This is a genomic window from Nitrosomonas ureae, assembly GCF_001455205.1.
In the GTDB taxonomy this organism is placed as follows: domain Bacteria; phylum Pseudomonadota; class Gammaproteobacteria; order Burkholderiales; family Nitrosomonadaceae; genus Nitrosomonas; species Nitrosomonas ureae.
In genome coordinates this window covers 2,736,401-2,755,344 of the sequence record NZ_CP013341.1, presented here as the reverse complement: position 1 = coordinate 2,755,344, position 18,944 = coordinate 2,736,401, and the positions used below count along the sequence as shown (strand labels likewise).

Below are 18,944 nucleotides of genomic sequence, written 5' to 3'. Positions count from 1 at the left end.
GAGGAACCCAATATGTCGATCTTATCTATTCGCAGTCAAATATCTATAGGATTATTGCTAGTATTATTGATGATATTTACTCGCAGCCATCATTTTGCCTCAATACATAACATGGCAGATGCATCCTGGGCCATTTTCTTTTTTGCCGGTGTGTATCTGCGTTCCACTTGGCCGCTTTTAGGATTTTTTACATTAAGCTGGTGGTTGGATTTTGCCGCTACTCACTGGGGAGGTGTAAGTGATTATTGCTTGACTCCGGCTTATGTATTTCTATTACCAGCTTACGTTTCTTTATGGCTCACTGGCCGTTGGTACAGAGCGCGCTATCAATTTGCATGGAGTACTCTATTGCCACTTTCTATCAGTGTCATAACCGGTTTAACCTTATGCCAATTATTTTCTGGCGGTGGTTTCTATTTCTTTTCCGGTCGCATCGCTGAAACAAATTTCAATGAATTTGGCGAACAACTCATCAAATACTTTCCCCTCTATGTTGAGACATTTGTATTTTATCTAAGTATAACTGTTGTAATTCACACGTTCCTAATATTGATTTCTCAGCAATTCAATTCAAACAACGCCGCAGGATAACAATGTGATTGAGTCTGACCGTGCGGAACGCTACCGTACACGTATGCAGCGTAAGAAAGAAGTCATTGATGAAGCAATTGCACGCGCGAATCGTGAACAAGGCTTACTTCTGATTCTTACGGGTAACGGCAAAGGTAAATCCAGTTCAGCCTTTGGCATGCTTGCGCGAGCACTTGGGCATGATATGCGTGTAGGGGTAGCGCAATTTATTAAAGGTCGTTCAGACACAGGCGAAGAAGCATTCTTCCGGAAACAAAACGATGTCATCTGGCATGTATTGGGAGAAGGTTTTACTTGGGATACGCAAAACCTTCAGAGAGATACCGAGACAGCGCAACGTGGCTGGATTATCGTGCAGGAAATGCTGTGTGATCCGTCGATAAATTTAATTGTGCTGGATGAATTGACTTATCCCCTCAAATTTGGCTGGCTGGATTTAACCGCTGTGTTAAACGATTTAAAAAATCGCCCAACTATGCAACATGTTGTCATTACCGGACGCGGCGCACCCGATGCGCTATGCGAAATAGCCGATACGGTCACTGAAATGACTGACGTTAAACATGCTTTTCGTAACGGTGTTCAGGCACAAAAGGGCATTGATCTATAATAGTGCTACGAACACACAAAGACCGACGACATAGAGTTAAAAGAGAATGCGGGGAAAACACCTTATTCCGTACTCGCTTTCTACGCAATCAACATAACAAGCATACAAAGCTAAGTTATCGATTCTAATAAATTAATATGCCTATGAGCTTTCTTTAGTTTGACATTTTTATTGAATGGGTAGGGCTTCAAATTGCACCTTACCCCATAAATTTCCCAGATTCTTCCGCGTTTTTTCCCATAGTGAAAACCGTACAGAGAAATATAAGTTAATATTGATATGAATTACTGTTGAATGTATTAATAAAATCCAGAACCTCTTGCACGTGTCCAGGTACTTTAACTCCACGCCATTCTTTTATCAGAATTCCTTGTGTATCAACTACAAAAGTACTTCTTTCAATACCGCGAACTTGTTTGCCATACATATTCTTCATTTTCATTACACTGAACAAATTACATACTTCCTCATCTTCATCGCTCAGCAATTCAAACGGAAACTGCATTTTAACTTTAAAGCTTTCATGTGATTTGATGCTATCGCGAGACACGCCAACAATAATACAATTCATCTCGGTAAACAAATGCCAATTATCACGAAAATCTTGGCCCTCTGTTGTGCATCCGGGCGTATCATCTTTGGGATAGAAATAGATAATCACATTTCTGCCAATGCAATCAGACAATGAGAATTCCTTATTACCGGTTGAAGGTAACTTGAAATTTTCTACTGCATGATTAATTTCCAGCATTTTTATGGTATTTGCTTATCGATCATTATTGCAATGTTATCGCTACCAAGCTTAACTGGTTTGCTAAACCCTTGCAAATCGCCACTCGAAGGAACAGCCTGACCAGATTTAGAAATTCTTGCTTCAATAACAATTTCTGGGAAACTGGACATTTTCATTGTAGGCATCATCGCCATATCGTCTGTCAGTGTAAAAGTTGCTGGAAGATCACTGGCTTTCAAGCGCAAAATTGCTAAGGGCATCTTAGGTCCGGCGCTTGCTCGTGCATAAATAAACAAAGTATCGCTAGGTGTTAGTTTCGAAACCAATTCAGGCTGAATATTTACCTGTCCAGATACTGAAAGTGTGATTGTCTCTGCGGGATCAGTTGCTGAAGTATTATTGACAGGCTGGATATCTTTTTCCACTTCTGCTTCATTCACCGCAATATGCTGGTCCGAAGCATTCCCTTTATCGCTTGATGCCAATAACTTGGCTTCGGCAATACTATCCTTAACAGACTTCGCCAAAGGGGAATCGGAAGGTATGGTCGCCAGTAATTTCTCCCAATGCGCAGAAGCTTCATTATATTTTTCCTGCTCAAATTCTGCATGGCCTGCAAGTGCTAGCGCCGGTGGATATTCCGGATCAATCCTAAGTGCTTCATAAAGCAGCTCAGTTGGTTTTCCAGCCAAGGTTCCTTGATTTTTCAATCCCAATACACGGGCATAATCGCTCAAAATTTGAGGGTTATTAGGTATCAATTCCACCAGTTTTGCGTATGTATTGCTTGCTTCCGTATAGCGCTCCATTGCTGTGTAGGTACGACCTAACATTATCCAGCCCTCAATATCCTCTGGATTATTACTCAGCCTAGCTATCAAGGCTTCCAATGCAGCTGAGAAATCATGACCTCCGAGATCATCGCCACTGCTACCTCGGTTTATTTGTGTTGCACTGGCAAGTTGCTCTTGCGGTAATAATCCGCGCGTATCACCAATGTTTAAATACAAAAATACCGCCCCTAGCGGGAATATCAGCGCAATCATTACTGAGAGTGCAATATTATGAATTTTCTTGTTTTTTTGAAGAACAACTTCTTCATGTTCAGTAACGTCCTGCAACATACGTTGCTGGAGTTCCTGCTTGCTCTTACTATATTGTTCTTGACTTAGAATGTCGTTTTCCAAGTCTTTATCAAGCTCAACAAGCTGATCACGATAAACTGTAATGTTAATCGCATCATGTTCCAGGTTTTTAAGCTGAGTGTCTTTATTCCGTAATAAGGTTGGAATAATAAATAATAGTACTGTAACAATAAAAATTCCGGAAATAACCCAAAAAGCCGTCATACGCTCTTACCTTTTTTATCCTCATTTAGTAATGCTTCCGCTTCATTAAGCTGCTCTGGTGAAAGCGCTACATCCTCTATTTGTAACCGTCGACGCCTTAAATAAAAAACCAACGAACCTGATCCGATCATAAACAAAATAACCGGACCAAACCATAAAAGGATTGTCGTAGGTTTCATAGGGGGATTATAGAGAACAAAATCCCCGTATCGATCAACCAGAAACTGCACAATCTCTTTATCTGTTTTGTTGGCTTTTATCTGTTCGCGAATTTCACGACGAATATCATTGGAAAATTCCGCTCTGGAGTCTGCAATGGATTCATTTTGACAAACCAAGCAACGTAAATCTACGGTCAATGCCAACATTCTTTTTTCAATCTCTGGATCTTCAGCGACAGGTATAGCTTCTTTTGCCCATACGTTAAGTGGAGAAACTAAGAGTAACATCAAAGTAAAGATGATAACTCTTACTACATTACCGAACTGACATATCATGAAAATTAATCCTTACATTTAACTTATAAATTTTTATGCTTGATTCTGTAATTCTTTAATTAAAGGAAGGATTGTCTTTTTAAGTGAATCTACGGTTACCGGTCCAATTTGCTTGTGTCTGATAATTCCTTTTTTATCGATTACATAAGTTTCCGGAACACCATAAACGCCGTAATCAATCCCAACCTTTCCATCGATATCTACAATGCTTATGGCATAAGGATCACCATAGCGTTTTAGCCATTGCAATGCTGTATTACGTTCATCTTTGTAATTGAGACCATAAATTGGAATAACCCCTGAATTTGCCAATTGCACCAACAAAGGATGCTCATCTCGACATGCAACACACCAAGACGCCCACACGTTGAGCATCCAGACTTTGCCGAGATTATCATCTGAAGACATTATCTTTTCTGGTTCATGCAGTTGATTGAGTTGAAATTTTGGCGCCGGTTTATCAATCAACGGTGAAGGCACTTGCCGGGGATTCAATGTCAATCCCACCAGCAAAAAAACTGCTAATACCATGAAAATAGCTAGAGGCATCAAATACCGCATCATAACTTTGTGGCCTCCGTAGCCAATTCAACTTTAGTTGTTGCTGGTGCAACCGCCACGGAGGTGCCTTCTGTTTGCTTTTCCATTTCAATATCGCTTGGGGTAGCAGATTTCTTTTTAGTAACCTTGAGACGATAACGCCGATCGGTAATTGAGGTAATTCCTCCCATTGCCATCAATATACACCCAAACCATATCCAATCCACAAATGGTTTATGGTAAGCACGAACCACCCAGGCACCATTCGATAACGGCTCTCCTAAGGCAACATAAAGATCACGAAAAAAACCTGTATCGATCGCCGCTTCAGTCATTGCCATACCCGAGGCATTATAAGTACGTTTTTCCGGATATAAAGTACGAATAAATCGATCATCTTTGAAAACAGAAATATCGCCTTTCACAGCTTTATAGTTTGGGCCAACGACATCACTAGTGCCATTAAACTGAAAAATATAGCCACCAACCGTTACTTTACTGCCAATTTCCATACGTACATCTTTTTCAGTTTCATAACTGTTTACTAGTGTTACACCGATAATAAATACCGCCACTCCGATATGCGCACAATGCATTCCGTAATAGCTTCTTGACTGCCTAGACAGTTTAGCAAACAGACTGCCTTTTCCAGAGTTATTCAGACGATGCTTTAAATTAACAAATGCACACACAATAATCCAGAACGCAAGCAACAAACCAAAGCTAACCATCGGTTTCCATTCGCCCATAAAAAATGGTGTCATGAGGGCAGAAACTACACTTATTCCAAACGCCCAGCGTAAACGAACAGCTAGGGCTGGTAAACTCATTTGCTTCCAACGGGAAATAGGTCCAATACCGATCAAGAAAATCGCCGGTGTCATAATAGGCACAAAAACGGCTTCAAAGAATGGAGGGCCTACCGATAATTTACCCAAACCAAGAGCATCAATGATCAATGGGTAAAGTGTTCCCAACAATACACTTGCCGCTGCGACTAACAACAATATATTATTAGCGAGCAACATCGATTCGCGCGAGAGCAAATCAAATCTGCCTCCTAAGCCAACTTTTGGCGCACGCCATGCAAACAATAATAATGCACAGCTAATCACAATCACAAGAAAAGCAAGAATAAATACACCCCGGGCAGGATCGGTTGCAAATGCATGAACAGAAGTTAAAACACCTGAACGCACTAAAAATGTTCCCAACAAACTCAGCGCGAATGTGCTAATTGCCAATAAAACTGTCCAGCTTTTGAAACTACCACGTTTTTCAGTAACTGCCAGCGAATGAACTAAAGCTGTACCGACAAGCCACGGCATAAACGATGCGTTCTCTACCGGATCCCAGAACCACCAGCCTCCCCAGCCTAATTCATAATATGCCCACCAGCTACCGAGCATAATTCCAATTGTCAAAAATACCCAGGCAATAATCGTCCACGGACGTGACCAGCGCGCCCAAGTTGCATCCAGCTTCCCGCTCAATAACGCGGCGATAGCGAAAGCAAAAGCAACAGAAAACCCCACATAACCCATATAGAGCATAGGCGGATGCACCACCATGCCAAAATCTTGCAACAGAGGATTCAAATCACTTCCTTCCATTGCAGCAGGTAATAAACGATCAAATGGATTTGAAGTAAATAACATAAATACCAAAAAACCGATACTAACAAGACCTAAAACCCCAATTACTCTTGCAACAACATCATCTGGCAACTGCTTACTAAAGACACTGACTGCAACAGACCAACTGGCAAGCATTAAAACCCATAACAATAAAGAGCCTTCATGAGATCCCCACGTTGCTGCCAATCGAAAATGGAATGGTAATTCTGTATTCGAATTGTTGGCTACATTTAGCACAGAGAAGTCGCTACTGACAAAGGAATATGCCAAACAAAAGAATGCAATCAGTACAAATACAAATTGCCCCTGAACCACAGGTCTCGCCAATGCTATCCAAGAAGGAATACCCCGTGCTGCGCCAATAATAGGCAATGTTCCTTGCAAAGTAGCCAGCAGGAGAGCGAGTATTAAAGAAAAATTACCAATTTCTGGAATCATGATTTTATTTAAGAATTAAAAAATTATTCAGGACTAAAAATTGAACTTCCCTGAGAAGTAAGTATTAACTTTTCAGGAAAAACCTTACTGTACCAGAGATGCTTTCTGTGCTTTAGCAGCTTTCTCTAGAGCTTCGGCAGCTTCAGGCGGCATATAATTTTCATCGTGCTTGGCAAGAACTTCATCAGCCAAAAAAACACCTTCAGCAGATATTTTTCCTTGTGCAACTACACCCTTACCTTCTCGAAACAAGTCAGGCAGAATACCCGTGTATACAACAGGGATTGTTTCCGCCGTATCTGTCACTGAAAAATGTACCGTAGTCGATCCATCATCACGCTTAACGCTGCCTTCTGTAACCAATCCACCAATGCGAAAACTTTTACCAATTGGCGCTTCATTCGCGATAACTTGAGATGGGCTAAAGAAAAACACCAGATTACTTTGAAAAGCGTTTAATACCAAAATAGCAGCAACTCCTAATGCAGTAACTCCAGAGACTATCATTGCAAGCTTCTTATGACGTGGTTTCATTATTTGTCTCATTATTATCTAAGTCTTCGATGTGACTATATTGTTTTTCTAAAGTTCGTCGACGATTTGAAATTAACAGAATTTCACCAGCTATACACATAAAAGTTACAATGTATGATCCCCAAACATAGAGCCCATATCCTCCCATTGAGAAAAACTCTGACCAACTTGACCAAATCACAATATAGCTCCTTTCTTTTGTAGCTCTGCCACCCAGGCCGTATGACTTTCTCGCTCAAGAATAATAATGCGTGTCCGCTTTAATATTACTGCAATGGAATACATCCAACTAGCGAGTACCATAATCAGCATACCTGTCAACATGGTCGTCGCCATCGCAGGCGCTTGATTGATGCTTACCGATGCGCCTTGGTGCAGAGTATTCCACCACTGTACTGAAAAATAAATAATCGGTATATTGATGACGCCAACCAAAGCAATGATGGCGCCAGCTTTATCAGCACGTCGTGGATCATCAATTGCTGCCTGTAACGACATGAACCCAATATAGAGAAAAAACAAGATTAATTCAGAAGTTAATCGTGCATCCCATACCCACCAGGTTCCCCACATAGGTTTCCCCCATAACGCACCAGTCCATAACGCGATAAAAGTGAACATGGCACCGGTTGGAGCAATTGCAGTTGCAAGCATAGAGGACAATCGTGTATTAAAAGCCAATCCGATACCTGCCCAGAATGCCATCACAACATATAGGAACATTGACATCCAAGCTGCAGGTACGTGTATGAAAATAATCCGATAAGCCTCGCCTTGTTGAAAATCGGTTGGTGCAACAAAAAAACCGACATAAAGCCCTGCCACCAGCAACACCACAGAAACAAGAACAAATACTGGAATCATTTTTCCCGCCAATGAATAAAAACTGGCAGGAGAAGAGTACTTAAACCAATTAATTGCCATATTTAGTATTAATAAAATTCTTCATGTTAATTTTACCTTTCGACTATCCTAAATTTACTCAGTCCGTAATTTTATACCAAAAAATCAGAAATTATATAAAAGGCATAATAAATTGCCCTTAGTTGATCTCATGATATTGAAGCAAATTCAAAAATGGCACTTCAATTATTCTAAAGAAACTCGCAGGGATGCAGCTGCAGCCCAAGGTGCTAATACAATCGAAACCAATAAAAATGCACCAATTAATGATAAATGCGCGTCAAAATCCATCCCTGCCATATTGGCTTCAACCGCGCCGGCTCCGAAAATCAATACAGGAATATAAAGAGGTAACACTAATAACGACACCAATACTCCCCCTCCTCGCAATCCCAGAGTCAATGCTGCCCCAATTGCTCCGATCAAACTTAAAACCGGCGTCCCCAGTAATAAAGCAGCCGTTAGAACAAATAGCGCATCGGCTGGCAAATCGTACTGAATCCCCAATACGGGTGCCATTAAAACAAGTGGCACTCCGGTTACCAACCAATGCGCAAACGCCTTACCAAGCACTAACAGTGATAGTGATTGCGGCGATAACAACATCTGCTCCAATGTGCCATCAACATAATCATTTGCAAACATTCTTCCCAGAGATAACATTGAAGCCAATAAGGCTGCCACCCAAACCACACCGGGTGCCATCGTGCGTAGCATATTCATTTCAGGCCCAACGCTCAGAGGAAACAAGCTCACCACGATGATGAAAAAAAATAACGTAGTCAATACATCGGATTGGCGCCTCATTGCCAATAATAAATCGCGTTTAATTATCCACATAAACATATTAAGCCAGATGCAATTGCATAATTGATGCTGCGGTCACCTCAATTTCCTGATGCGTTGTCATCACAATCACACCACCTCGCTGCAAATGTTGCTCCAGCAATCCTTGAATCAATTTAACGGCCATGACATCCAGCGCAACTAATGGCTCATCGAGTATCCATAAAGTAGTATTGCAGACCAGTAACCTCGCCAAAGCAACGCGACGCCGCTGCCCCTGCGATAAGACTTTGACGGGCAATGCTTCTCTGCCCTTCAGTCCCATATGTTTCAGCGCTTCACTAGCCTGGTTAGCGCTGATTTCAAAACCGGCCAGCGCACTTGAGATACGTAAATTCTCGAGAACCGTCAAATCATCTTTGGTACCACTCAAATGGCCAATATAAGTCACATCTGCAAAATAATCTCCATCTAGCGATCGGATCGAAGTTCCGTTCCAGAGAATTTCACCCGCAGCGGGATATGATAAGCCGCATAACATGCGCAATAAGCTGGTCTTGCCACTGCCATTGGGGCCACGCACTTGCAGCAAGCTACCTGCATCAAGAGAAAAGTTGATATCCTTGAAAAGCTCGCGATCACCACGAACACAAGCAAGATTAACACCTTGCAACATTATTTGAACCTTTCAGTCACATAAACATGCAATTATAGCGCATCGAGGCTAAATTCGCTTACTCAAAAGAATCGTTACAACTTCAAATATGCCTAGTTTTGCAAAGCAGTAGCTTAAATATGCAGTATGTAAACAAATTTCCTGTATATGCTGTTTAAAACTTTATTTACTGGTAACTTGCAAAGACTAATTGCATATCAGTAAACTTTGGATCACGCATAAGAATTTGAGTCACTTACAAAAAACATTTTAAACAAATGATAGCGACCCATTGAATATTAATAATTTTTATAACCCAAAACTTATAACGTGAATTTATATAACTAATTAGGAATCAGTCATGATAGAAAAACACGATTTACACCACGAATTTCCTGAATATTACGATCGCATTCATGAACTAAAAACTCATGATAGTCATTTTGCTCGTCTGTTTGAGGAATACCATGACCTCAATCGCGAAATACTCAGGATTGAAGAAGGTATCGAGAACACCACTGACGAATACCTGGAAGAATTGAAAAAGAAGCGTTTGTTACATAAAGATAAGCTCTACAGCATGATTACCAATAATTAACAGCCTTCTCGCAGTCAACATGCTAACAGATCAAAAAATGAAAGCAGTTTATTTTAATGTAGGCGGTTCAACGGAAATTTTGTATTTTGGAGATATCGCATTATCTGATCATTACAATGAAGGTCAAGTTTTAGTGCGCATCAAAGCGATCGGTATCAATCCGATTGACTGCAAAATTCGCACCCATCCGGAACGATTTCCAGTCACTTACCCAGTGATTCCGGGATGCGACGGAGCCGGTATTGTAGAAGCCGTAGGCGCGCAAGTTGATAATTTCAAACCGGGGGATGAAGTTTATTTTTCGCAACCCGCTTTTAACAATCGCCAAGGCACTTATGCCGAATATGTAAAGGTCGATGCCAGCTTACTCGCTTTAAAACCACGCTCGTTGTCCTTCGAGCAGGCGGCCGCAGTTCCACTGGTTTTTATTACCGCATGGGAAGCATTGCATGATCGGGCGCACATCGCTCAAGACCACATTGTATTGATCCACGCCGGTGCCGGCGGCGTTGGCCATGCCGCTATTCAACTGGCTAAGCTGGCCGGAGCTCACGTCATCGCTACAGTGAGTACTGAAGCAAAAGCAAATTTTGTAAAGCGCTTGGGCGCAGATCTGGTCATCAATTACCGCTCGCAGGATGTCATCGCAGAGGTATTGCGCTGGACAAACGATAACGGCGTCGATATTGTATTTGACACTGTGGGGCCGGAAATATTGCAAAGCTGTTTTCGCTGCGTCAAACCCTACGGGGATGTCGTAACCATTCTGCAATCCGCACCGGATACTGACTGGAGCGAGGCTCGCAAACGCAATGTCCGTTTCAGCCTTGAATTAATGCTGACGCCGATTTTACTCGAACTGGAAGACGCCAAACGTCATCAAGGCGAAATATTGCGACAATGCGCGGGATTATTTGATGCCCACAAACTACAGGTGGAAATTGCACGTACTTTCACACTAAGAGATGCTGCTGCAGCACAAAATTTTCTTGAACAAAATCATCCCATTGGAAAACTTGTATTGATAGTGGACTCATAAAGTAAATAAAGTTTTTCTCAAAATCTGGAGGTAAGCTATTAGACTTGCGATTCCTTTTGATCTTGCGAGCGCGCTCTCCGTTCATGAACACGCTCATTACTTCCATTTAGCTGCTTTTGATTAATATAAGTCTGAATAATTGTTGCCAAAGAAACAAGGGTTGCAGCAACACCGAACCAGAAGTATACAACTTGAGACCATTCACTGGAGATGGCAGCTTCGTAGTTTATAAAAAGCGCCGTAATCGGAGGAATCACAAGAATAATCGCTTGGCCAACTGTGCGAAGTCGTTGCGCTCCATTTCGATGTTCTTCGAATCGGTGCCATCCATCGAAGACATGAACGGTAGTGACAGTTTTTAGCTTAGCACGAAGCTCAAATTTTATGTAAGCTCCTAAGGTTGCAATGCATAAATGGTGATAGCAAACAAGCAAGGTAAAGGCAAAGCCCATATAGGGAAGTATTAGTAGAGCGTTCTTTGTATCTTCAGATGGATTTATGCCTAGCGAAGAGTACTTTGCAAAAGCAAACGTAGCGGCTACCGCAGTTGTGTAAGCGGCGAGAAGTGTATCGCGAAGTCGAATTCGTGAATAAACTTCTTCCTTTGCACTCGTAAAGAAACATAATACAATTTCATCATTTTCTGATAAAGCCATAATTCCTCCAATTTTCTACAAATTGTATCTCCGAGATACACATCAACCGCGATCAACTCCGTTATTTGGCAGAAAATAGATATCAGGCTGATAATCAAGAGTTCTCGTTCATGCTAAGAATCACATTAATCTTTGCTTGCTGCAAAGCAAGCATAATAAAGCAGTCTTATTGTCATTTTCGATCGTATGCAAGTTATCCCATCAACAACCGCAACGCTTCCCGATACTTCTCCACCGTCTGCCGCAAAATATCATCCGGCAATACCGGCGCAGGTGCTTTTTTATTCCAATCCTGTTTTTCCAGCCAGTCACGCACAAACTGTTTGTCGAAGCTCGGCGGGTTTTGGCCGGGTTGGTATTGGTTAACAGGCCAGAAGCGGGACGAGTCGGGCGTTAATACTTCATCGATCAGATATAATTCACCGGTATCATCCAGGCCGAATTCAAATTTGGTATCGGCGATGATGATGCCGCGCTGCAGCGCATAATCGGCGGCCTCGGTATAAAGTTGGGTGGCCTTTGCACTGACCTCTTCAGAGAGTGCTTTGCCCAATTGCTGTTCCACTTCCGTTAAAGCAATGTTTTCATCATGCGCACCGGCCGGGGCCTTGGTGGAGGGCGTGAAAATTGCACCATCGGGCAGTTTGTCGGCAAGTTTCAGGCCGGATGGCAGCGGAATACCGCAAATAGCGCCGGTTTGCCGATAATCCTTCCAGCCGGAACCAACTACATAGCCGCGCACGATGGCTTCGATTGGCAATGGCTTCAAACGTTGAATGACAAATGCGCGGTCGCGTACTTGTTCACGTTCACTTTCCGCCACCACCGATTCCGGCGCAATGCCAGTCAGGTGATTGGGTAAGACATGCGCAAGTTTCTGAAACCAGAAATGAGATAACGCAGTGAGAATCTTCCCTTTGCCAGGCACAGCGGTAGGCAGAATCACGTCGAAAGCGGATAAGCGGTCAGTTTGCACGATTAGCAGTTTATCTTCACCGACAGCATATATATCCCGGACTTTGCCGCGATGTAAAAAAGGCAAGCTTTTGATCGTCGTTTCAAATAAAGCGGATGGTTGCGTCATAGGTAGTAATTTCAGTGATGCTCAAGTTGTTTTTTGATGTGATTTGCTTCTCGTAATGCGTTGTCAATGTCATTACTTAACACGGTATAGTGTCCCATTTTACGACCCGGTCGCGCTGCAGTTTTACCGTATAAATGTAATTTGGCCGATGAATGTTGCAAAACCCGTTGCCAGTCGGGTTTTCCATTGCGCCATAAATCGCCCAGCAAATTAACCATCACCGCAGCACTGTGTTGCGTGGTGGCTCCCAACGGAAGCCCGCACAAAGCTCGCACTTGCTGCTCAAATTGCGACGTAATACAAGCATTGATGGAATAATGCCCACTGTTATGCGGGCGTGGTGCGATTTCATTGATTAATAATGTATCATCCTGCAGCACAAAAAACTCGACACACAGCACGCCTTGATAGTCCATCTTTTCAACCAACCGGCAAGTTAGGTCTTGTGCCTGCTTTGCAAGTTGCGGCGCTACTCTAGCCGGCACAATGCTGATATCGAGGATGCCGTTGATATGCTGATTCTCGGATACCGGAAAAATCTGTAATTCCCCATTGCCGCCCCGCGCCACTACGACCGATAATTCTCTTTTAAGCGGCATGAATTTTTCCAGCACGCACACCGCATGATCGAGTTGATCATAAGCAATTGTCAATTCATCAACGCTGACAACCGGCACCTGCCCTTTGCCATCGTAACCAAATTGACTGATTTTCAGAATACCGGGAAGTAACTGGGCAATATCCGGAGAAACCAAATCCTGTTGGTGGGCAATGATGGCAAACGGTGCGACGGAGAAACCATTGTCCGCCAGAAATTGCTTTTCCAGCACGCGATTCTGTGCAATGGCTACACTGTATGTATCCGGCCTGACGATACAAGATTCAGCGAGCTTTTGCAGCGATCCTGCAGGGATATTTTCGAATTCGGTGGTAATTGCCGCGCATTGATTGCCAAGTTTCATCAGTGCTGCATGATCGGCATAATCCGCACAAACAAAATCATCCGCCACTTGTCCGGCAGGACTGTCCATTGCCGGATCCAGCACTGTTACCCGATATCCCATCTGTTGAGCTGCTTGGACGAACATGCGTCCGAGCTGTCCGCCCCCAAGGACACCGAGCATGGCTCCAGGTAGGATGCGCATTATCTTGGCAATTCGGAAGTCAGTACAGATTCAGCCTGCTTCTGCCGGTATTGGTTTAGCTGTTCATTTAATTCACTGTCATACACCGCCAGTATTTCAACTGCAAATAATCCGGCATTGACCGCACCCGCTTCACCGATGGCAAACGTAGCAACGGGAATTCCTTTGGGCATCTGCACGATCGAAAGCAATGAATCCAGTCCTTGTAAGTGCTTGGAATTGACCGGAACACCCAGAACCGGCAAGGTGGTTTTTGCCGCAATCATACCGGGCAGATGCGCCGCGCCTCCTGCTCCTGCGATGATGCATCGGATGCCGCGCGCTCTGGCTTCTGCAGCAAATTGAAACATCAAATCCGGCGTGCGGTGAGCTGAAACCACTTTGGCTTCATGTGCGATATGGAATTCATCCAGGATAACTACCACATGCCGCATCACGTCCCAATCGCTTTTGCTGCCCATGACAATGCTCACTAATGGTTTAATCATATAACTTCAATCTAGTTTAAGGTTTGATAATAATTATCTAATAGCACGTTACACAATGATGCTTTGAAACACGGCTGGCTATTTTATAAGTCTGTACAATAATCGTGTAATCTATTTTGATCGCTTCAATAAAAATTATAACTGGTATTATACTAGGCATATTTACAGTTGCGCTTTTACATTGATGTGACTATTCAATGTATTAAGCTTGGAGCATTCTTTTTCTTAATGACGATTTGACCCTGAATGAATTTTCAACGCAGAAAACATAGCGACGAACCGGAAATCAATCTGGTGCCCATGATCGATGTGCTGCTGGTAATTTTGATCTTTCTGGTGGTAACGACAACCTATTCGAAATTCGCCGAACTTGAAATCAGCCTTCCGCAAGCCAGTGCTGAAGAAGTCGACAAAAATATCGACAAACCGAATAGTATAGACATAACTGTCAACGCATTGGGAGATTACACCATCAATCTGATTCCCATCAAGTTTTCCAGTATTGAGAGCTTGCGTGATGCTTTACTTTTCGCAGCCAAGGTTCGCCCCGATCCCTTTATCATCATCAGTGCGGATGCTAAGGCTACGCATCAATCGGTGATTACTGTAATGGAAGCGGCCCGCTTGGCAGGTTACAATAAAATCACTTTCACCACGGAAACGAATAATGCAAACTGATCATTATTTCGGATCGTGATTGAATTCGGTAATAATTATTACCCTAAACCCTAATATTCTATTTAATTAAGGAGAGCACTATGACGAATATCAATCTTGACAACTTTTCCCAAGCGGCACAATCCGGGTCGCAGTATGTCCTGGCCCCATTGCCTTATTCGGATACTGCGCTACAACCTGTGATATCTTCAAATACACTGAGTTTTCACTATGGTAAACATCACAAAACCTATGTCGACAACTTGAATAATCTGCTGGCAAACAGCGATCTGGCAGGGCAATCCTTGGAGCAAATCATCAAGGCAACCGCCGGACAAACGGAAAAAGCCGCGATTTTCAATAATGCCGCACAAGTCTGGAATCATATGTTCTATTGGCATAGTCTGAAGCCCAATGGCGGCGGGGAACCATCATCGACCCTGAAACAAAAGATTGAAGCTTCATTCGGCAGTCTGGAAGTTTGCAAAAAAGAATTTGCTCAAGCTGCATTGACTCAGTTTGGAAGCGGTTGGGCATGGCTGGTTCAGGATGGCGATAAAATCGCCTTAGTCAAAACCGGCAACGCCGAAACCCCGCTGACAAAAAATGTCCGGCCATTATTAACTATTGATGTTTGGGAGCATGCTTACTATTTAGATTATCAGAATCGCCGTGCCGATTATGCGAACGCAATTCTGGAGAAATTGATCAATTGGGATTTTGCTGCAGCTAATCTTGGATAATTCCACTTTTTTATGACTGATATCACCATCGCCCTGTCAAAAGGGCGAATCTTTGATGACACCGCACCTATACTCAATGCCGCAGGGATTGAGGCACTGGACAACCCGGAAACATCGCGCAAACTGATTCTATCTACTAATCGAGCGAATGTACGTCTGATCATAGTGCGCGCATCGGATGTACCGACTTATGTGCAGTATGGCGCTGCTGATCTTGGCATCGCCGGCAAGGATGTACTGCTGGAGCATGGGGGTGCTGGGCTTTACCAGCCACTGGACCTGAATATTGCACGCTGCCGCATGATGGTGGCAGCACCTGAAGATTTTGATTATGACTCTGCGGTTCGACAAGGCGCACGGCTACGCATTGCCACCAAATATGTACAAACTGCGCGCGAACATTTTGCTGCCAAAGGCGTGCATGTCGATCTGATAAAATTGTATGGTTCGATGGAATTAGCACCTTTAGTGGGCTTGGCGGATGCCATCGTCGATCTCGTCTCAAGCGGTAGCACCTTAAAAGCCAACCATCTGAAAGCGGTGGAAGAAATCATGGCCATTTCGTCAAGATTGATTATTAATCAGGCAGCCTTAAAGTTAAAAAGAGATGCCATCCAACCGGTATTGGATGCATTTTCTGCAGCTGTCAAACCATAATTTTCCGGCATTTATCCTTCCTAACCATGATAGAAATAAAACGATTTAATTCAAAAGACTCTGATTTTGATTCCAATCTGGAGAAACTTCTGTCATTCGAAAATGCTCAGGACGACGCAGTCGAATTAACCGTATCCAAGATTCTTGCAGACATTAAGCAGCGCAAAGATGCTGCCTTGATCGAGTATACCAATCGGTTCGACAGACTATCAGCCGTTTCCGGTAAGGATTTTGAGCTTACGCAGGATCATTTGCAGCAATCGTTGACCGCTTTGCCATCAAGCCAGCGAACTGCTCTGGAACAGGCAGCTGAGCGGGTTCGCAGCTACCATGAAAAGCAGTTGATGCATTCATGGCAATACATCGACTCGGAAGGTACGTTATTAGGTCAGAAAATAACGCCACTGGACCGTGTCGGACTCTATGTTCCCGGTGGGAAAGCCTCTTACCCCTCCTCGGTTCTAATGAACGCCATTCCGGCTAAAGTTGCTGGTGTAAAAGAATTGATCATGGTCGTTCCGACACCGAATGGCGAAAGGAATCATATGGTTCTGGCGGCAGCGGCCATTTGTCGGGTGGACCGTGTATTCACTATCGGTGGTGCTCAAGCTGTCGGCGCATTGACGTATGGTACCGAAACCGTACCCTCTGTGGATAAAATTGTCGGCCCGGGCAATGCTTATGTTGCAGCCGCCAAACGCAGGGTATTCGGTATCGTTGGCATCGACATGGTCGCCGGACCATCTGAAATTTTAGTCATTTGCGATGGTCGAACCAATCCGGACTGGATTGCTATGGATTTGTTTTCCCAAGCCGAACATGACGAGCTAGCCCAATCGATATTGTTATCACCTGATGCCGCTTTTCTCGACCAGGTAATGCACAGCTTGAATCGTTTGCTGACAGAAATGCCCCGCAGAGATGTCATTCGAGCTTCGTTGGAAAATCGCGGCGCTTTGATTCAGGTGCACGATCTGGATGAAGCCTGTGCAATCGCCAACCGCATCGCACCTGAACATCTTGAGTTATCCATCGAGCAACCAGAAAATTGGATTGATAAAATTCGCCATGCCGGGGCTATTTTCTTGGGCCGCAATGCTTGCGAAGCATTAGGAGATTATTGCGCTGGTCCTAATCATGTATTGCCGACATCAAGAACCGCACGCTTCTCTTCTCCGTTGGGTGTGTATGATTTTCAGAAACGCAGTAGCTTGATCCAGGTTTCGCAGCAGGGAGCGGCGAAGCTAGGGGAAATTGCATCAGTACTCGCGATGGGAGAGGGATTACAAGCACATGCTTTATCGGCAGAATACCGCTACAAAAATTAATAATTGCGGAACTTTACTGCAGTAGCTTCGATACTTGCGGGATTTATTTATGCCAGTTATCACTTCACGCGATCACCCGCTTATCAAACGACTGATCAAGCTGGAAGAATCATCGCCATATCGTAAGAGAACCGGCCTGACACTCCTTGATGGCATTCATCTCATTCAAATTCATTGTTCAATATTAGGCAAGCCCGAGAATCTGATCGTCAGCGAATCTTATTTTGCAGATACCGATAATAAACATTTTATGGACATAATTTTTGGATATAAACCTCCAAAAATAACTATTGTCGGTGACTCGTTATTTCGCGCAATATCTCCAGTTAAGACACCTACGGGCATTCTCGCGCTTATCTCAAAACCTTCACTACAAGAAAAAACACATAACAGAAAAGAAGTCCTTAGTGTTCTGCTGGAAACGATCCAGGATCCTGGAAATCTTGGCTCGATATTGCGCTCGGCAGCCGCTGCCAATGCCAGTCATATCTATCTGTCAAAACATTGCGCAGATGCCTGGTCACCCAAAACATTACGGGCTGCAATGGGTGCGCATTTTTTTTTGCATATTTATGAAAATAGCAACTTAAAACAGATTGCGCAACAGTTTCCGGGAACTGTCATTGCCACATCGATACAAGCCACGAAGAATCTTTTTGAAATTTCATTGGCTGGACCTACGGCTTTTCTATTTGGCAATGAAGGTGCAGGATTATCTGCAGAAATGATACAAGCAGCACACGTGAATATTGCTATCACCATGCCTGGTAAAACTGAATCCCTGAATGTCGCGGCGGCTGCCGCTATTTGCTTTTTTGAGAAAGTACGCCAAGATAAATACTCATCGCTATCTTCCACTATTGGCACTAAATAATGCCGAGGTGTATCATACTGCACCGAACAACATTGTCGCTATGGAGTATCATGAAAATCTCATTTTTATCCCTCATCATCCTTCTCGGATGTTCATTATTCAATTCTGTCAATGTCATGGCTTTACACCATGAGCCGCAGAATGCACAAGAATCCAAAGAAAATATGCCTGACAATGAAGGAATTGTTGTTAACACAATGGATGCCGCCGGTTACACCTATATGGAATTGGAGAATAGCGGGCATAAATTCTGGATTGCCGCACCCACGACCAAGGTTAGTAAAGGCGACCATATCCGCTATTCTGGAAGCATGATCATGAGCAACTTTACCAGCAAGACTTTGAATCGCACATTCAACACTATTGTTTTTGTGACATCTACGCAGATTAAAAAATAACCGG

At 43.4% G+C, this 18,944-nt stretch carries 24 protein-coding genes; 10 read left to right on the top strand and 14 right to left on the bottom strand.

The window, feature by feature from the left end:
* The first annotated feature begins 12 nt into the window (after positions 1 to 12).
* Positions 13 to 591: a hypothetical protein gene (locus ATY38_RS12870; RefSeq protein ID WP_062559654.1), complete on the top strand. Its 579-nt coding sequence runs from the start codon at positions 13 to 15 to the stop codon at positions 589 to 591.
* A 4-nt stretch (positions 592 to 595) separates the two neighbouring features.
* Complete coding sequence (gene cobO / locus ATY38_RS12865; RefSeq protein WP_176767913.1) at positions 596 to 1,201, top strand: cob(I)yrinic acid a,c-diamide adenosyltransferase; 606 nt, start codon at positions 596 to 598, stop codon at positions 1,199 to 1,201.
* A gap of 268 nt (positions 1,202 to 1,469) precedes the next feature.
* Here cobO and ATY38_RS12860 read toward each other — a convergent pair whose 3' ends face one another.
* From ATY38_RS12860 to ccmA, 10 genes are all read right to left on the bottom strand, one after another.
* Positions 1,470 to 1,952: a peroxiredoxin gene (locus ATY38_RS12860; protein WP_062559653.1), complete on the bottom strand. Its 483-nt coding sequence runs from the start codon at positions 1,950 to 1,952 to the stop codon at positions 1,470 to 1,472.
* 2 nt (positions 1,953 to 1,954) lie between these two features.
* Positions 1,955 to 3,283, bottom strand: a complete 1,329-nt coding sequence (gene ccmI, locus ATY38_RS12855; RefSeq protein WP_062559652.1) for a c-type cytochrome biogenesis protein CcmI — start codon at positions 3,281 to 3,283, stop codon at positions 1,955 to 1,957.
* A complete protein-coding gene (locus ATY38_RS12850) occupies positions 3,280 to 3,780 on the bottom strand; it encodes a cytochrome c-type biogenesis protein (RefSeq protein ID WP_062559651.1) in 501 nt (166 codons plus the stop codon). The genes ccmI and ATY38_RS12850 overlap by 4 nt, the downstream gene beginning before the upstream one ends.
* A 33-nt stretch (positions 3,781 to 3,813) precedes the next feature.
* Positions 3,814 to 4,344, bottom strand: a complete 531-nt coding sequence (locus ATY38_RS12845; RefSeq protein WP_062559650.1) for a DsbE family thiol:disulfide interchange protein — start codon at positions 4,342 to 4,344, stop codon at positions 3,814 to 3,816.
* Positions 4,341 to 6,395, bottom strand: coding sequence for a heme lyase CcmF/NrfE family subunit (locus ATY38_RS12840; RefSeq protein WP_062559649.1), 2,055 nt, complete (start codon positions 6,393 to 6,395; stop codon positions 4,341 to 4,343). The genes ATY38_RS12845 and ATY38_RS12840 overlap by 4 nt, the downstream gene beginning before the upstream one ends.
* A gap of 84 nt (positions 6,396 to 6,479) precedes the next feature.
* The gene (gene ccmE, locus ATY38_RS12835; protein ID WP_062559648.1) at positions 6,480 to 6,929 is read right to left on the bottom strand and encodes a cytochrome c maturation protein CcmE; all 450 of its coding nucleotides are present in this window, start codon (positions 6,927 to 6,929) and stop codon (positions 6,480 to 6,482) included.
* Positions 6,913 to 7,077, bottom strand: coding sequence for a heme exporter protein CcmD (ccmD, locus tag ATY38_RS16675; protein WP_255251995.1), 165 nt, complete (start codon positions 7,075 to 7,077; stop codon positions 6,913 to 6,915). The genes ccmE and ccmD overlap by 17 nt, the downstream gene beginning before the upstream one ends.
* A gap of 29 nt (positions 7,078 to 7,106) precedes the next feature.
* A complete protein-coding gene (locus ATY38_RS12830; RefSeq protein ID WP_062559647.1) occupies positions 7,107 to 7,853 on the bottom strand; it encodes a heme ABC transporter permease in 747 nt (248 codons plus the stop codon).
* Between the two features lie 165 nt (positions 7,854 to 8,018).
* A complete protein-coding gene (gene ccmB / locus ATY38_RS12825) occupies positions 8,019 to 8,678 on the bottom strand; it encodes a heme exporter protein CcmB (protein ID WP_062559646.1) in 660 nt (219 codons plus the stop codon).
* A 1-nt stretch (position 8,679) separates the two neighbouring features.
* Positions 8,680 to 9,294 carry a cytochrome c biogenesis heme-transporting ATPase CcmA gene (gene ccmA / locus ATY38_RS12820; RefSeq protein ID WP_062559645.1) on the bottom strand — a complete coding sequence of 205 codons (615 nt, stop codon included), beginning with the start codon at positions 9,292 to 9,294 and terminating at the stop codon, positions 8,680 to 8,682.
* Positions 9,295 to 9,634: 340 nt separating this feature from the next.
* Here ccmA and ATY38_RS12815 point away from each other — a divergent pair, with 340 nt between their 5' ends.
* Together ATY38_RS12815 and ATY38_RS12810 are read left to right on the top strand one after the other, a co-directional pair.
* The gene (locus ATY38_RS12815) at positions 9,635 to 9,871 is read left to right on the top strand and encodes an HP1242/YdcH family protein (protein WP_013647476.1); all 237 of its coding nucleotides are present in this window, start codon (positions 9,635 to 9,637) and stop codon (positions 9,869 to 9,871) included.
* A gap of 19 nt (positions 9,872 to 9,890) precedes the next feature.
* Positions 9,891 to 10,910, top strand: a complete 1,020-nt coding sequence (locus ATY38_RS12810; RefSeq protein ID WP_235590299.1) for a zinc-binding dehydrogenase — start codon at positions 9,891 to 9,893, stop codon at positions 10,908 to 10,910.
* Positions 10,911 to 10,948: 38 nt separating this feature from the next.
* Here ATY38_RS12810 and ATY38_RS12805 read toward each other — a convergent pair whose 3' ends face one another.
* The 4 genes from ATY38_RS12805 to purE form a co-directional block, all read right to left on the bottom strand.
* A complete protein-coding gene (locus ATY38_RS12805; protein ID WP_062559644.1) occupies positions 10,949 to 11,566 on the bottom strand; it encodes a hypothetical protein in 618 nt (205 codons plus the stop codon).
* A 193-nt stretch (positions 11,567 to 11,759) separates the two neighbouring features.
* Positions 11,760 to 12,650, bottom strand: coding sequence for a phosphoribosylaminoimidazolesuccinocarboxamide synthase (locus tag ATY38_RS12800; RefSeq protein WP_062559643.1), 891 nt, complete (start codon positions 12,648 to 12,650; stop codon positions 11,760 to 11,762).
* 11 nt (positions 12,651 to 12,661) lie between these two features.
* Entirely contained in the window at positions 12,662 to 13,795 is a 1,134-nt protein-coding gene (locus tag ATY38_RS12795; protein ID WP_062559642.1) for a 5-(carboxyamino)imidazole ribonucleotide synthase, read from the bottom strand.
* Positions 13,795 to 14,283, bottom strand: a complete 489-nt coding sequence (purE, locus tag ATY38_RS12790) for a 5-(carboxyamino)imidazole ribonucleotide mutase (protein ID WP_062559641.1) — start codon at positions 14,281 to 14,283, stop codon at positions 13,795 to 13,797. The genes ATY38_RS12795 and purE overlap by 1 nt, the downstream gene beginning before the upstream one ends.
* Positions 14,284 to 14,529: 246 nt before the next feature.
* Between purE and ATY38_RS12785 the strand changes: the two genes are divergently transcribed.
* From ATY38_RS12785 to ATY38_RS12760, 6 genes are all read left to right on the top strand, one after another.
* Entirely contained in the window at positions 14,530 to 14,961 is a 432-nt protein-coding gene (locus ATY38_RS12785; protein ID WP_062559640.1) for an ExbD/TolR family protein, read from the top strand.
* Between the two features lie 80 nt (positions 14,962 to 15,041).
* The gene (locus ATY38_RS12780) at positions 15,042 to 15,683 is read left to right on the top strand and encodes a superoxide dismutase (RefSeq protein ID WP_062559639.1); all 642 of its coding nucleotides are present in this window, start codon (positions 15,042 to 15,044) and stop codon (positions 15,681 to 15,683) included.
* 12 nt (positions 15,684 to 15,695) lie between these two features.
* The gene (gene hisG / locus ATY38_RS12775) at positions 15,696 to 16,340 is read left to right on the top strand and encodes an ATP phosphoribosyltransferase (protein WP_013647469.1); all 645 of its coding nucleotides are present in this window, start codon (positions 15,696 to 15,698) and stop codon (positions 16,338 to 16,340) included.
* A gap of 29 nt (positions 16,341 to 16,369) precedes the next feature.
* Complete coding sequence (gene hisD / locus ATY38_RS12770) at positions 16,370 to 17,668, top strand: histidinol dehydrogenase (protein ID WP_062560210.1); 1,299 nt, start codon at positions 16,370 to 16,372, stop codon at positions 17,666 to 17,668.
* Positions 17,669 to 17,717: 49 nt separating this feature from the next.
* A complete protein-coding gene (locus ATY38_RS12765; protein WP_062559638.1) occupies positions 17,718 to 18,542 on the top strand; it encodes a TrmH family RNA methyltransferase in 825 nt (274 codons plus the stop codon).
* Between the two features lie 50 nt (positions 18,543 to 18,592).
* Positions 18,593 to 18,940, top strand: coding sequence for a hypothetical protein (locus ATY38_RS12760; RefSeq protein WP_062559637.1), 348 nt, complete (start codon positions 18,593 to 18,595; stop codon positions 18,938 to 18,940).
* The last annotated feature ends 4 nt before the right edge of the window (positions 18,941 to 18,944 follow it).